We start from the raw sequence: 14202 nt of genomic DNA on the forward strand, positions 1-14202 counted from the left end.
ACTCGCCGCGAAGGTCCTAAATGGACTGTCGCGGCAATGAGGCATGTCCTCGCCTCGACATCGTTACGCGTCAAGCAAAGTCGTCGTTGAATGTCGCGTATCCGTATGATGGAATACGTTTTCCGATGGCTTGCGCGAGCCGCCCGGGTTCGCGGGCCCTCGATGTTCGTCGTCCTGGTTCAGCCGGCGACGAACGAGTGCTCAGTCCTGTGCATCGGTCCACCCACAAAGGAGCGCACCAATGTCCCCAGTGCCCTCACGACCCCCCGCCCTGCGCCATCTCGTCGCGCCAGTTGCCGCGTTGATCGTCGGTGGCATGGCCCTGTTTGCCGTAACACCGGTCCTGGCAGCCAACACCACCTACTATGTGGACGCTGTAGCCGGCGCCGACACCAACACCGGTCTCGACCAAGCACACCCCTGGAAGAGTCTCGGCAAAATCAACTCAACAACTTTCGGCAGCGGAGACAGGATTTTGCTGAAGGCCGGCAGCGTCTGGACCGGACAGCTCTGGCCGAAAGGCTCGGGTGTCAGCGGCTCGCCGATCGTCATCGATTCCTACAGCACCGGAAACAAACCACGCATCAACGGTGCCGGCGGAGTCGCCGACGCTGTGCGGCTGTTTAATCAGGAGTACTGGACGATCCGTAACATCGAGGTGACCAACACCGTCCCCGCGAGCGGCACCCCCGGCGCGAACCTGGGTGACTTCCGGGGTATCCATGTCAGCGGCGACAACAGCCAAACTCTTGACGGGTTCATCATCGATACCGTGAACGTGCATGACGTCAGCGGTCAGGTCAACTGGATCGGCGGCGACCGCGCTGACAACGCACCCGGCATCACCTTCCAGACAGGCTGGGACGCGTCGAAGAGGACCGGTGGCATTGTCTTCGACACAACCGTCCCCAATATCGGCGCCCCGCCAGCCAATCCGACGATCCTCAACAACGTCGTCATCCAGAACTCGACGATCTCCAACACCTCATTCGCCGGAATCGTCGTGAAGCAGTACACCGGATCCAACTCAGGTGCGGTCTCCGTCGGCTGGGGAACACGCGCCAACGCCGGCGACACCAACTTTAAGCCCCACACCAACTTCGTGATCCGCAACAACTACATCACCCAGGCTGGTACCGCATACGGCTGCAACGGCATCTACCTCACCGACGTCCGGGGTGCCACGGTCGAACGCAACGTCGTCGACAAGACCGGGACCTCTGGCATCGAGACCTACTTCGCTGACAATGTCACGATCCAGTTCAACGAAGTCTTTGGTACCTCGCAGAAAGCGGGTGGAGCCGATTCCAACGGTATCGACGCAGACAAGGCAACCACCGCCCAGACCATTCAATACAACTACGTTCACGGCAATGGCGACGGTATTCTGTTGTGCCAGTTCGCCTTCGGCAACGTCGTGTTACGGTACAACGTCATCACAAGCAACACGCGCTACCAGATCTACCTGCACTCGGATTCCGCGGCCAGCGCGAAGATTTACAACAACACGCTATATAACGACGCGAGCAATTACCTCATCTACGGCTACGGGACCTACCTGTCAAGCAGCTACGCGATCTCCAACAACATCCTGTATTCGACCAGGGCCAATGCCACGATCTCGACGAGTTCGTCGATTGCATACAGCCATAACCTCTACGGCGGCGCGACCCTCACAAGGCCAAGTGGTGAGCCGGGACCTGTTGTCGCTAACCCACAGTTCGTATCCGCTCCCATCAACGCGCCATCTGGCACCGCAGCCACCGGGCCGGCCCTCGCCGCCGCCCACGAACTGCAGGTGCCATCCAACTCGCCGGCCGTCAACGCCGGCGTCAACGTCACCAGCAACGGGGGCCGTGACTACGTGGGCAACACGCTCTACAACGGGACCGCTGACATCGGTGCCTTTGAACAGCCCGGGGGCACGCCAGTTCCCCCCACGCCGGACGTAATGCGGCACACGTTCGACGCCCTCGCGACTGGAACACTCGCCAGCGGAACCGACGGCCTGACAGTCAACAGCGCGGGCGGCTCGGTCGCGGTGGTGGCCGTGCCAAGCGCAGCCGACAAAAGCGTGCGGATCACGCGCACCACCAACAGCGGCAGCACAAGCGTCTCGCAGACTTTCGGCACACCACTGACCGGAACCGTAACCATCGAGACCAACGTCATGCGCGAGTCCGCCTGGGTATCCGGCAACGACTACTTCGCCATTCCATACATTCGCGGCTCCAACGGTGTCAACGCCGTCAGCCTGGCGATGACGAAGAACAACATTCAGGCCTATTCCGGTACCACGCTGGTCACCATCGGCTCCTACACACCAGGGCGCTGGTACAACCTGCGTGCGGTGATCAGCACGGTTGGCCAAACGTTTGACCTCTACCTCGATGGGGTGCTGGTACTCGACAACAGCACCTTCCGCAATGCGCTGCCTGCGGTAGCGCAGATCGACTACTACGCCAACAGCTCGAACTTCGGAAGTGTCGTCATCGACGACATCGCGATCTCCGTAGCCGCCTAGACGGGAAGGGCGCCGGGTCTGTGCCCGGCGCCCGAGCGGGACTCGAATGAGCAGAATGTTGACCTGTCGAAATCCGTGCGTTAGGCGCTGCGCCCGCTCGACTTTCCGATGCTGGCGTAGCTCGAACTCAATGGTTTGGCACACGCGGCAGGGAGACGATTTCACAATAAATATGAGCAATTTTTAATTTTTTAAATATTTATTTTAGTTTGTATCAATTGCCCCTGGCGCCTAACGGGATGAGGTCCATGGTCGGACACATGATGCAGACAACGCACCAAACTGATCAGGACATTCAGGCCAACGTCAGAGAGGAACTGCAGTATGACCCCAGCTGCCAGGCGCGACATCTCACGGTGACTTCCCAGGGCGGAACCGTGAAACTGTCCGGCGAGGTCACCAGCTTGCACGACAAACTCGCAGCGAAGCGATCGGCCATGCGAGTGCGAGGTGTGAAGGCCATATCCGATGAGATGACAGTGCGAAGCCCGGGTGTGAGCGGCGACGCCACCGATGCCGACATCACCCAAGCTGCCCGTCACATGCTCGACTGGAGCAGCGACGTTCCGGCCAAATCGGTCAAGGTCGCCGTTCATGACCACAAGGCAACCCTGTCTGGCACCGTCGCCTGGGGCTACCAGCGCGATGCGGCGCTCAAGGCAATGACGAACCTCAGAGGGATCACCGCGGTCAGGAACGAGATCGTTCTCGATCAGGCGGCCGCGGCAACTCCGGCAAAGACCGCGATCGTGGCAGCGTTGCAGCGCAATGCGCAGCTGGATCCGCAGTCGATCAACGTGGATGTCAATGGCCATGATCTGGTCCTTCGCGGCAACGTGCGCACCTTCGCGGAATACCGCGAGGCCGAGCACACCGTGTGGAACGCGGCGGGCGTCACGAGCGTGCAGAACAACCTGGTCGTCACCTCCTGACCGGCTGAACAGCTGAGGAGCCCGCGTCTACACGACGCGGGCTCCAATCTTTGGCGAATGTTCGGTAGCCGCGGCCGTCCTGTGGGTCTTTGTTCGTGATTTGTGTTGGGCTGGTTTTTTCTGCTTTCGCTTGGCCCGGACCAGCCGGGCAGCGGCGACATGCCGAACGCGGAGATGCACGAAGCGTCGATTATCTTGGCTGCTAAGGGTACCGGGGTGTTGCTGGTGCTCATCGCTATGTTGCGAGTGTGGCGTGGGTTCGCCAGCGGCCGCCTCGAGCGGGTTCGCCGGTCGCAGGCGGCGCAGTTCCAGAAGGCTCACGCGGCCTGGGATATGCGCCGCAAGAACTACCTCGAGGCGGAGTGGCAGCGGGTTGACGGGTTGGCCGAGTGGGGTTAGGTGCAATCAGATTTCCTCACGGAGTTCCGGAGGTGATTTCAATTCGAGATCGGTTGTCGCGGGAATGTTTTGACGATGCCTGAATCGGGCATCCGTGCAATTTGGCAGGTCAGCGTCGTACGAATGGCCGCTTGGCTGGGATGGCTGCGGGATTCGATGTTGGCTTAGGTCTTCGGATGAAGATCCCTACCAATTCCCTTCCCAAATCAGAACGCCTCGATCAGATAGATCATTGATCAGCGCTCTGAGCTGTGAATATAGAGAGCGGGCGACGGGAATCGAACCCGCGCAATCAGTTTGGAAGTTACACGGCTATTGTCCCAGGTCATCCCACCCGGGGCCGGATAGTGCCGCTGGCCAGCTGAATCATTTCGGTTCAATCCCAGCCGGTTCCGGCCTCGGGTGGCCTGTTCCGGGTGGTTGCCTCCCGCGCCCCTCCCACGGATCGGCCCGATGTGTCACTAGTGCTGGTATCACGCCGCCTCGACAATGTGGTAGACGACCACCTCCGTCGCGAGTTTCGCCGTCGCCTCATTCGGCGCCGGTTTGTGTATGTGGGGCTTTGACCGGTTTCGACTGTGGGGAGCCGTGCTGGCGTAGCACGATGCTGAGCAGGACGAGGGCGGCGACGGCGAGGAACTCGGACTGCCAGTTCTGCATGGACTGGAACCAGAAGTCTGCGCTGCCGAAGAACTGCCATATCCCGATCGGTGCTGCGCCCTGCTCGAGGGCTTGCTGTTCGTTGTATTCGGCTGTACCGGCGAGCAAGTGCCCGGCGAAGGAAAGCACGAAGAAGCCGAACAACCCTAGCGACAGGCTGTTGCGGTAGAACCATTGCCGCCACCCACGCGTCTTTGACCACGCTGGCGAATCGGCGCCGGCGTTGTCCGGGTCGTCTTCTGCACGGTCGTCTTGTTCTAGCGGCTTCGACTCCGGCGATCCACGCTGCACCAGAAACGCTGTGAGCAATACGTAGGCGCCCATTTGGAGGAACTCTGATTCCCAGTTTTCGAACAGCGCTTCACCGAAGTGGCCCGTGCCCAAGTAGTGCCAGAAGGTGTCGGCGGGCAGGCCCGCGGTGAGCAGGTCTTCGTTGCGCACCTGCCAGCCGGCGAAGGCCTGCCCAACCACGAACACTACGAACGCCGTCAGCAGCACCGCTGATAGGGCGTGGTGCTTCAGCCAGACGCGCACCGGGTCAGGCCCTGGCCGACATGAGGGACAGGGGATCGGCCGGTGCGTTGGCTTTGGCCGCTGCCATCTGCTCGCCGAGCTCGATGAGGCGATTTCGGCCGAGCGCCTTGCGGACCTGTGGGAACCATTCCTGTTCTTCCTCGTCGGCGTGATGCTCCACGTTTTCGATCAGGACGGTGACCTTGGCGTCGAAGGTCTCGTGCGACGGGTCAAGGTTTTGCAGCTCGGAAAGCAGCCATGCGACGACGTGGTGTTCTTCCACCGACTCCAGAACATGATCTTTTGTTTCTGGTACGCCTTCCTGCGCTGCCGGATAAAAGATTGTCTCCTCGATGTAGGCGTGAGTGGTCAGCTCCTTGAGGATGGTGTCCACCAGGGCCCGCTTCTCTTGTGGTGACGCCTTCTTGTGGGTCTTTTCGAACTGGCGGAACAGCCGCTTGACCGTCTTGTGATCTTCCTTCAGCAGAACGATGCCGTCCACGCGAGCCCCCTCAACCTTGATCAATTGTGCTTCAAGAACGCGATTCGAGGTGGAATTTGCCCGCAACGGGCCGGTGCCAAACAGCCCTCACCCGGCGCGTCAGCGACCGCGCTGCGAGCGTGCGTCGCCATATGGCGTCATGCTTGCGGACAAGGGCTGCTTTTCCGGCCAGCGGCGCGTGGCGGGCAGGATCAGTCCTAGCCCGCCCAACAGCTCGGCGATACCGATCAGCCGCACGGCGCCGGGTCAGAGATCTCCGACAGTTGAGGGGCGGACGTGAGTGTTCAGGCGACGGTGATGGCGATTTTGCCTAGCTTGCCGCTGCCGAAGTCGGCGGACGCCGATGGAACCTCGTCGAGGGCGTAGGTGCGCGCGACTGGCACGGTCAACCGTCTGGCGGCCAGGTCGGTGGCAAGCCGGGCCAGGGTGCTGCTGGCTGGGTGGGCCGTAGTCGGGCTTGCGCGTGGATGCCGAACGCAACCGTGAGCGCATCGTCGCCGCCGCCCGCGACGCGTTCTGCGAACATGGCCTAGACGTCCCGGTCGATGAAATCGCCCGCCGTGCCGGAGTGGGCGTGGGCGCTCTCTACCGCCGCTACCCGAACAGGGAGGGGCTGATCGCTGCCGCGTTCGAAGCCAAGATGGCCTCCTACGCCGGTGCCGTACGCAAGGCGCTGGCCGACCCTGATCCGTGGTCAGGGTTTTGCGACTACGTCAAAGACGTTTGCGCCATGCAAGCAGCCGACCGTGGCTTCACCGATGTGCTCACCATGACGTTTCCCGCCGCGAAGCGTTTCGAAGCCGATCGGGACAGGGCGTTCGCCGATTTCGCGGTTCTGCTGTCCGAGACCAAAACCAGTTTTCTGCCGCCGATTGGTGGGATGCTGTAGCCGAATCGGATGGGGCCGAAGGGGGCGGCAGCGTGGGGGGAAAGCTTGCCCGGCTCTGGGACAGGGCTCAGTCCGAGCTGCTGGTTCGGGCCGCGCGTGCGCGCCCTGATGAGCTTGTAGGACAGGCTAATGCGGTGCTGATGCAAATCGGCGTCACCATTACCGTCTACCTGGTTGATCACCAGCAGCGGACGTTGCGCCCATTGCCGCAAGCGCCCGCCCACGCCGAGCCGACGTCTTTGGACGTTGAGGGGACGGTGGCAGGCAGGGCTTTTACGACCATCAACACGGTATCCGGCATGCAGGCCGGGCACTGGTGGGTGCCGCTGATAGACGACACCGAACGCCTTGGCGTGGTGGAGTTCGTCAGTCATCGTCCGGTGCTGCATGGAGAGGATCTCGGTGGGCACGGGGAGGTCTTCGCCAGCCTGCTGGCTCACCTGCTGGCCACCAAAGTCGACTACGGGGATGTGCTGCACCGGGTTCGTCGCACCCGGCCAATGGCAACCTCTGGTGAGCTCTTGCTCGCGATGTTGCCACCGTCTACCTTTGCCTGCCGCGAACTGGCGATTTCGGCGATCCTTGAGCCGGCTTACGAGGTGGGCGGCGATGGCTTCGACTACGCCGTGGACCAGGACAAGGCTCGATTCCTGGTGCTCGATGCCATGGGCCACGGACTGCAGGCGGCGTTGACCACGGCGACCGTGCTGGCGACAATGCGCTCCGCCCGCCGTGATGGGCAAGGGCTCTACGCCATGGCGGCGGCGGCCGACACCGTTCTGACCGAGCACTTCGGTGATTTGCGCTTCGTTACCGCGGTTCTGGCCGAGCTGGATGTCAACACCGGCGCGTTGCGCTACATCAATGCGGGACATCCGCCACCGGTAGTGGTGCGTGAGCACCAGGTCATCGCTGACCTGCATGAGGGCCGGCGAATGCCACTCGGTTTGGGTGATGGGCAGGTCGACGTGGCCGAACTGGCCCTACAACCGGGCGACAGCCTGTTCTTTTATACCGACGGGGTGGTGGAGGCTCGTAGCAGTGACGGCACTCAATTCGGTCTCCAGCGCCTGGTCGACCTGGCTGAACGTCACGCGGCGGCGGACCTGCCGGCACCGGAGACACTACGCAGAATCTCGCAGAGCATCCGCGACCACCGGCAAGCACCGCCGGCCGACGACGCCACCATGATGTTGGTGGAATGGTCGCCGCTGGCAGCACGCCGAACCCGGCCCTGAAGCGGCTCCCGCGGCCAGACGCAGCCATCCTCCAACCGCCGAAAAGCCACCGGCGCGGCTACCAGAACCTTGGCTGCCAATGCCGCGCATCTTGCCCGGCTGCTGCGCGAGCACCCGTATCCGCCGAGCTGACGAGAAGGGAAGCTAATGAACGAGCCGACACAGCAACCACCGGGTAGCACCGAGGCGATGCGCCGCAAACCCGACCACGGCGAGGACTCCTACCGCGGTTCGGGTCGGCTGGAGGGTAAGAAGGCCATCGTCACCGGCGGCGATTCCGGCATCGGCCGTGCGGTGGCGATTGCGTTCGCCCGCGAAGGCGCCGATGTGCTCATCGCCTACCTGTCCGAGCAAGACGACGCACAGGACACCGCCAAACTGGTGGAGCGGGCCGGGCGGCAGTGTGTGCTGGTGCCCGGTGACCTGGCCGACCGCGACCAATGCGAAGAGGTAGTGCGCCGCGCGGTGGAGGCGTTCGGCCGTGTCGACGTTCTGGTCAACAATGCCGCTTATCAGATGACCCATGAGAGCGTGGAGGAGATCAGCGACGAGGAGTGGGTGCGCACCTTCGACATCAACATCACGGCGATGTTCCGGTTGGTGAAAGCGGCGTTGCCGCACATGGGCCGTGGAGCGTCGATCATCAACACGAGCTCCATCAACTCCGACATGCCCCGTCCGACGCTGCTGCCTTACGCGACCACGAAGGGCGCGATTGCGAATTTTACCGCCGGGCTGGCGCAGCTGCTGGGGGAGAAGGGCATCAGGGTCAATAGTGTCGCGCCGGGTCCGATATGGACGCCTCTGATTCCGTCGACCATGCCGCCAGAGCAAGTGGCCGAGTTCGGCAAGAACACGCCGCTTGGCCGCCCGGGCGAGCCTAAGGAGGTCGCTCCCGCGTTCGTGCTGCTGGCTTCCGATGAGGCGAGCTACATGTCGGGTGGGCTGATTCCGGTCACCGGCGGAAAGCCGATCCTCTGATCTGGTACCACGAAAAAGAGTTAATGATGCCCCAGGATCGTCACCGAAACGAGAGCGCCAGTACAAGCACATCAAGGCCGCAGCGCCCAAGCGTATCTCGGATGTTCGATGCCGACCTTTTGTTGCGCAACGAGTGTCACGGTTGGCCGCGCTAGAGTCCACGCCTTGAGCGACGACACGTACTCCATTGCCATTAAAGCGTTTCGCCGATGGCTGCCCAGGGCACAACTCTGAAATCATCCAACGCGCAGAAGGCGATGCGGCCGTGACGGCGCCTAGCCAGACTTCATCCACAACCGCACTACCGTGCGATTACCCGCCGCACGCATGGACACGTCATCGCAAACCTGCTCCACTGGCGGACGAAAGGGAACGGGTAGCCGATCGTTACGAACACGCGCAAGACCGGCGGGAGGTCTACTGGGCGTTGCGCGTCTTAACGGCCGACGACGCGACCGAGGCGGCTGCGACCCAGGCCGCCGTGCGCAGGGCCGAGGAAGCGGTGCGCCGGGCGCAGGCAGAGCTGGAACGCACGCGGCAGGCCGCCATGCGGGTAAGGGCCCGCGCCGCACTTCGCTACGCGGGGAGCGAGCGGGCCGCGGCCATCCTCATTGGACAGCAGACCGAGGCGATTGCCGTGGTAATGGCACAGCGCCACAACGAGGTCGACCGTCGCACCCGTTGGGCGTTGGCAGGTATGCCGTCTCACGGCCGGTTGTCTTTGCCGTCCAGCCATAGCGTGTCGGATTCGTGGCGATGCGTGCCGGTGGTGCCGACGTGTTTCGCGCTGATCCTCGGGCCGTTCTTAATCACGTGCACCACGGCCATCGCGTGGCCACGCCCGAGGCCATAATCCTCCTTGAGCCAATCCACGATGGCACCCGCCTTGGTGGCGGGCTGGTCGAAACGGTGCTGTTGGGCCAGCGCGATGAACTGGCGCGGGGTGAGTGACGTTTTCGGTGCGGAAATCGCTGGCGCCTTGTCGCGTGTAGCTTGAGCTAGTCAGGGCATCGCAGGAACATGAGCGAGTCTGTGGCAGCGACGGGTGTGATGTTTGATGGCCGTTACCAGCTTCGTTTGGTGATCGCCGACGGTGCGCTGGCTCGGGTGTGGCAGGCACGCGACGTGCGCCTGGGTCGTGAGGTGGCGCTGAAGGTGCTGGCGCCACGGGCTGACGGCGACCCGCACGCGGCCGAAAGGTTCGCCCGTGAGGTCCAGGCGGCATCAGCGTTGTCGCATCCGCATGTCATCACGATCTATGACAGTGGCGCCACCCACAACAGCGCGTATCTGGTGATGGAGCTGGCCCGGTTGGGCACTCTCGCCGCTCAGATCGCCGGCGGGCAGATGCCGGCCGAGTACATCGTGAAGGTTGCCCAGCAGGTGTGCCAAGGCTTGTCCGCAGCCCATCGGGCCGGCATCATCCACCGCGACCTCAAACCCGCCAACATCTTGCGCACCAACGAGGACACCGTCAAAATTAGCGACTTCGGGGCAGCGCATCTGGCCGGCAGCGACATCGAGCTGACCGCCACGGGCACGGCGGTGGGCACCGCTCCGTACATGTCACCGGAACAGGTCAGGGGCGAGCCGGTCGGCCCGGTTAGCGATCTCTACAGCCTCGGATGTGTCATGTATGCGATGGCTGCGGGTAAACCGCCATTTGCCAGCGGCACTCCAGCCGGGATTGCCTGGCGGCAGCTGCACCAAGAGCCGGTCCCCCTGGCCCGCCGCCGCCCGGACCTACCCCCGGCGATTGACAGCGTGGTCTCGGTCCTGTTGAACAAAACTCCTGTCGCCCGACCGGCTAGCGCCGGGATAGTCGCTCAATGGCTTAGCCAGATACTGCTGACCCCGCACGGTAGCGACAGTCTGCTGGAAAGGACACAAAACAGCACGACCAATCGAAACGCTGAGCACACGACAACGGCCAGAATGCTCCGCGTCCCTGAAGCTGCATGCCGAACAAGCGATGCGAAATGTCACGCCGTCTCGCTGCATGAGGGCCGCGACCTGCCTTGACGGGGCGCTCGGCAGGCCGCGGCTGCGATCAAGGTCGCTTAGTGTGCCGCTATGCGCCCACGGCGGTGAGCTGACGGTCGGTGCCGTCCTGGGTGCCGCCTCCGGTCTGGCCGGTGATTACCTTATGGCCTTCGCCGGTTTCGATCGCGGTGTCACCTCCCGCCCGGCTGACCTCGATCCTGCGCGGCTTGGCCTGCTCGGCGACTGGGATCGTCAGCGACAGCACGCCGTCCTGGTATGTGGCCTTGATCGCGTCGGTCGCCAGGCCGTCGCCGAGGACCAGTTGACGGCGGTAGGTGCCGGACGGGCGCTCCGAAACCAGATAGGCGGCGTCCTGTGGATCGCGGCGGCGGCGCTCGGCTTTGACGGTCAGCGTGTTGTTTTCGGCCGACACCTCCAGCGAGTCGGCGTCGATACCGGGCAAGTCGAAACGGACTACGAACTGGTCACCCGTGCGCAGGCAGTCCATGGGCATCAGCGCGGGCGTGCGTGCCGCGCCGAACACCTCACTGGCGAGCCGGTCGAAATCACGGAAAGGATCAAAACGAACGAGCATGACCAACACACCTCCAAAGTGTTTGCCGTGTAACGGCTTGTCGTGATGGACGGGCGCGGTCGCACGCCCGCATGTGCAATTGGTTAACCGATCTAGTTGCGCCGGTTCGGAGGGCGCAGGCACTGGGCACTCCGTCGTGCCCTGCGCCGATCGTAGTGAGCCGGTACCAGCAAGGCCACCGCAATCACTCCTCAACAACTACCCTCGCCGTTACAGGAACTCTAGCTCAGCTTGCGCATACATTCTATATCCGCCAGCACAGATTTCAAGAGGAAATTCTTCCGACTTTGCGGACATTCTGATGGCCACCCGCTCTCGTGGACCGACGGAGTACAGCTACGCCTTTGCCGCCGTGCGGGCGGCTACAGCTGACCGGCCCAGCGGACATGAGTAATCACTCGCCTAGAAACCATCCTCGCCGATTTGGTGCTGGCGACCGCGTCGACAACCACAAGATCCAGATCATTGAGGGCCAGCCAGGTCGCAGCAGCTGATTTGCAGCCAGGCAATCCGTCACGTAATTGCGACAGCCGCCACGTGTTGACATTGATGCATTTGAACTGCGGCATCTTGGGGTAAAGCTGCGCCATGAAGTACGTAGCGAGACATGCATGGCATTGAGTTCCGCAAGCAGCGTTGGGTCCGATAGCCAGACGATTGCCGTGTGCGGGCGTCGGGTGGCGGTCACCGTTGCGGGTTCCGGTGAGCCGCTGCTCCTGCTCCACGGCCTGGGCGGCACCCGCCGAAAATCTGTCGGCGCGATAGTAGACATCTGCATGGGGCGTGTGTATGGTCTTAGTTGTTGCGAAGGACGATTTAGTGCGGCAGGAGAACTGGCGCACCAAGCAGTTGAGCTCGTGTGATGCGGGTCTTGCGGCCACGAAGGTGAACAGGGCTGCGGGATGGCTCACTGGGCAAGGTGACCGGACCGTTCCGGCACCGCAGGTAGGTAAGTAAGAGCAGTCAAGTTGGTGTGAAAGCAGTAGGTAGCAGCGGAGAAAGGAGTTACGCCATCGGATTACCCACCTCGGCCGCGTGACGCGCCGGTGGGAACCGCAGACCCCAAGGAACGGAAGGTGGTCCCCGGTCAATATCCACGCCATAGGGCCGCAGCACTGCCTCACGGCGGAAGCAGGCGGGCAAGACGAAAACCGGTGCAACTTAACGGCCGGTGATGGTAGATAACTTCCCAATCCGCAGGGTCCCGGCACCGATATGGCGCCGGGACCCTTACCCGCGTTAAGCAGACAAGGATGTGTATGACCGCTGAGCAGGCCCCGTCGCCGGACAGATTCGACGACGAGCATTACCCGGCCTACACCATGGGCCGTGCCGCGGAAATGATCGGCGCCTCCGCTGCGTTCCTACGTTCGGTCGAAGCAGCCAAACTGTTTGACCCGCTGCGCTCCGGCGGCGGGCACCGACGCTACAGCCGCTACCAGCTTCGCCTGGCAGCCCGGGTGCGCGAGATCGCCGACCAGGGCACCAGTGTTGAAGCCGCCTGCCGAATCGTGATCCTGGAAGACCAGCTCGCCGAAGCACAAGAGCTCAACAGACAATACGAGCGCGGCACACCGCGCACCACGACGCGCTAGACGCCCTGGGCTTGAAAGTTTGCTGCTGTCGGGTGTGCCACTGAATCCGTTCACGCGGTTCGCCAGAGCCACACCGTAATCTCCTTCTACCTCAACGGAATTCGTCGACCGCCTCGGTGAGTGCCTCCAGTGTCGCGGGGCCTTCATATCGCGCGCCGTTGATGAAGAAGGTCGGTGTTCCGTTGACCCCGCTACGCAGCCCGGTCATGAAGTCCTCCTGAACCTTCGGGAGGAAGGCGTGCGCGGCCAGATCCTGCGCGAACCTGTCGATGTCCAGGCCTATCGCGGCAGCGGCGGCCATCACCGCCGAAGGCTGCAACTGCCTCTGGTGCTCGAAAAGCCAGTTGTGCATCTCCCAGTAGTGTCCCTGTGCGCCAGCCGCTTCGGCTGACTCGGCGGCGAACTGCGCATTTTCGTGCACGTTGGTCAGCGGAAAATGACGAAACGCGAAAAACAACGCGGAAGCCCGCTCGTCCAATAGCGCGGTCACAACCGGATGGGCCGCACCGCAGTAGGGACACTGATAGTCGCCGAATTCGACCAGGATGACCGGCGCGTCCGGGGAACCAATGGTGTGGTCGCGTCTGCTGATGGGCATTTGCAGCTGGCCCTGCTGGATGTCCAGAGATGTTCTCATTAAGGCACCGCCTTTGCAGTCATCGCGTCGAGCGCGGCCAGAATTCCGTCCGCACCGGGGTTGACCCCTGAGGGCGATAGGTAACTCCAGGCCACCACCCCTTGGTGGTCCAGCACGAAAAGAGCCCGCGCTGCCAACCCGTCGTCGGTGTCCAGCACGCCGTAGGCCTGCGCGGCGGCGCCGTGCGGCCAGGCGTCGGCCAACAACGGAAACTTCAGCCCGCGTTGTTGGGCGAAGGCTTGATGGCACCAGACTCCATCTGTGGAGATACCCAGTACTTGAGCGTCGTACTTGGCGAAGGCTGGTGCGGCTGTTTGGTAAAGCGACAGCTGATCCGTGCAGACCGGGCTGAAGTCGGCCGGATAGAAAGCCAACACAACCGGCCGGCCGTGAAGCCCGGAAATGCGCACGGTCTGTGTCGGTGAAGCCTTGAGCTCGACGTCGGGCGCTGGCTCCCCGGCCGCCACTATTTTATCCGGAGTTGGGTACATAATTAGACAAATACCCCGCTATCAAAAGAGTTAATCCCGCTATGTGTGCCTATAACGAGGACGTGTACGTCCACGTCCGCTACCCCCTCAGCGAGCGATGCTGACATCCATCGGGTTGGCCGGGGAAATCCGTTGTGCTACTTCGGTCGTTGCTCGTATCGAGCGACTAAACCGATTGCGCGTCGGCGCCTCGGAGCCGGTCGCCAGGTTCAAGAAAGGAACACCGCCACCACATCAACCTGTGTCGAGGTGCCCGTGTGCGG

Annotated in this window: 15 protein-coding genes and 2 pseudogenes; 10 read left to right on the forward strand and 7 right to left on the reverse strand. The window is 62.6% G+C overall.

Going from position 1 to position 14202, the window contains the following annotated elements; all coding sequences use genetic code 11:
• The first annotated feature begins 130 nt into the window (after window positions 1-130).
• The 4 genes and pseudogenes from Rhe02_RS04400 (at window position 131) to Rhe02_RS04410 (ending at window position 3855) form a co-directional block, all read left to right on the forward strand.
• On the forward strand, window positions 131-2524 hold the full coding sequence (locus Rhe02_RS04400; protein ID WP_203906752.1) for a right-handed parallel beta-helix repeat-containing protein: 2394 nt from the start codon (window positions 131-133) through the stop codon (window positions 2522-2524).
• A gap of 263 nt (window positions 2525-2787) precedes the next feature.
• Window positions 2788-2997: pseudogene (locus tag Rhe02_RS50845) on the forward strand (BON domain-containing protein); the annotation flags it as partial.
• 21 nt (window positions 2998-3018) lie between these two features.
• Window positions 3019-3456, forward strand: coding sequence for a BON domain-containing protein (locus Rhe02_RS04405; RefSeq protein ID WP_239123349.1), 438 nt, complete (start codon window positions 3019-3021; stop codon window positions 3454-3456).
• 102 nt (window positions 3457-3558) lie between these two features.
• On the forward strand, window positions 3559-3855 hold the full coding sequence (locus Rhe02_RS04410) for a hypothetical protein (protein WP_203906754.1): 297 nt from the start codon (window positions 3559-3561) through the stop codon (window positions 3853-3855).
• Window positions 3856-4386: 531 nt separating this feature from the next.
• On the opposite strand, the gene Rhe02_RS04415 is transcribed toward Rhe02_RS04410, so the two are convergent.
• Together Rhe02_RS04415 and Rhe02_RS04420 are read right to left on the reverse strand one after the other, a co-directional pair.
• Window positions 4387-5049, reverse strand: a complete 663-nt coding sequence (locus Rhe02_RS04415; protein ID WP_203906755.1) for a DUF6766 family protein — start codon at window positions 5047-5049, stop codon at window positions 4387-4389.
• Window positions 5050-5053: 4 nt separating this feature from the next.
• Window positions 5054-5530 carry a hemerythrin domain-containing protein gene (locus Rhe02_RS04420; protein ID WP_203906756.1) on the reverse strand — a complete coding sequence of 159 codons (477 nt, stop codon included), beginning with the start codon at window positions 5528-5530 and terminating at the stop codon, window positions 5054-5056.
• A 463-nt stretch (window positions 5531-5993) separates the two neighbouring features.
• Between Rhe02_RS04420 and Rhe02_RS04425 the strand changes: the two genes are divergently transcribed.
• The 4 genes from Rhe02_RS04425 (at window position 5994) to Rhe02_RS49625 (ending at window position 9491) form a co-directional block, all read left to right on the forward strand.
• Entirely contained in the window at window positions 5994-6419 is a 426-nt protein-coding gene (locus Rhe02_RS04425) for a TetR/AcrR family transcriptional regulator (protein ID WP_203906757.1), read from the forward strand.
• Window positions 6420-6718: 299 nt separating this feature from the next.
• Window positions 6719-7657, forward strand: coding sequence for a PP2C family protein-serine/threonine phosphatase (locus Rhe02_RS04430; RefSeq protein WP_203906758.1), 939 nt, complete (start codon window positions 6719-6721; stop codon window positions 7655-7657).
• Between the two features lie 147 nt (window positions 7658-7804).
• A complete protein-coding gene (locus Rhe02_RS04435) occupies window positions 7805-8638 on the forward strand; it encodes an SDR family oxidoreductase (RefSeq protein WP_203906759.1) in 834 nt (277 codons plus the stop codon).
• Window positions 8639-9065: 427 nt separating this feature from the next.
• Window positions 9066-9491, forward strand: coding sequence for a hypothetical protein (locus tag Rhe02_RS49625; RefSeq protein ID WP_239123350.1), 426 nt, complete (start codon window positions 9066-9068; stop codon window positions 9489-9491).
• An 11-nt stretch (window positions 9492-9502) separates the two neighbouring features.
• On the opposite strand, the pseudogene Rhe02_RS50755 reads toward Rhe02_RS49625, so the two are convergent.
• A pseudogene (locus tag Rhe02_RS50755) lies at window positions 9503-9607 on the reverse strand (hypothetical protein); the annotation flags it as partial.
• Window positions 9608-9658: 51 nt separating this feature from the next.
• Between Rhe02_RS50755 and Rhe02_RS04445 the strand changes: the two are divergent.
• Window positions 9659-10660, forward strand: a complete 1002-nt coding sequence (locus tag Rhe02_RS04445) for a serine/threonine-protein kinase (RefSeq protein WP_203906760.1) — start codon at window positions 9659-9661, stop codon at window positions 10658-10660.
• 49 nt (window positions 10661-10709) lie between these two features.
• Here the strand turns inward: Rhe02_RS04445 and Rhe02_RS04450 are convergent, their stop codons facing one another.
• Window positions 10710-11216, reverse strand: a complete 507-nt coding sequence (locus Rhe02_RS04450) for an Hsp20/alpha crystallin family protein (protein ID WP_203906761.1) — start codon at window positions 11214-11216, stop codon at window positions 10710-10712.
• A gap of 362 nt (window positions 11217-11578) precedes the next feature.
• Window positions 11579-12127, reverse strand: coding sequence for a hypothetical protein (locus Rhe02_RS04455; protein ID WP_203906762.1), 549 nt, complete (start codon window positions 12125-12127; stop codon window positions 11579-11581).
• Window positions 12128-12475: 348 nt separating this feature from the next.
• Between Rhe02_RS04455 and Rhe02_RS04460 the strand changes: the two genes are divergently transcribed.
• Window positions 12476-12811: a MerR family transcriptional regulator gene (locus Rhe02_RS04460; protein WP_203906763.1), complete on the forward strand. Its 336-nt coding sequence runs from the start codon at window positions 12476-12478 to the stop codon at window positions 12809-12811.
• A 91-nt stretch (window positions 12812-12902) separates the two neighbouring features.
• On the opposite strand, the gene Rhe02_RS04465 is transcribed toward Rhe02_RS04460, so the two are convergent.
• Entirely contained in the window at window positions 12903-13448 is a 546-nt protein-coding gene (locus Rhe02_RS04465) for a DsbA family protein (protein WP_203906764.1), read from the reverse strand.
• The gene (locus tag Rhe02_RS04470; RefSeq protein ID WP_239123353.1) at window positions 13448-13915 is read right to left on the reverse strand and encodes a redoxin domain-containing protein; all 468 of its coding nucleotides are present in this window, start codon (window positions 13913-13915) and stop codon (window positions 13448-13450) included. Before Rhe02_RS04470 ends, Rhe02_RS04465 begins: the two co-directional genes overlap by 1 nt.
• Window positions 13916-14202 lie beyond the last annotated feature (287 nt).

Origin of the sequence: Rhizocola hellebori (genome assembly GCF_016862955.1) — a bacterium.
Taxonomy (GTDB): Bacteria; Actinomycetota; Actinomycetes; order Mycobacteriales; family Micromonosporaceae; genus Rhizocola; species Rhizocola hellebori.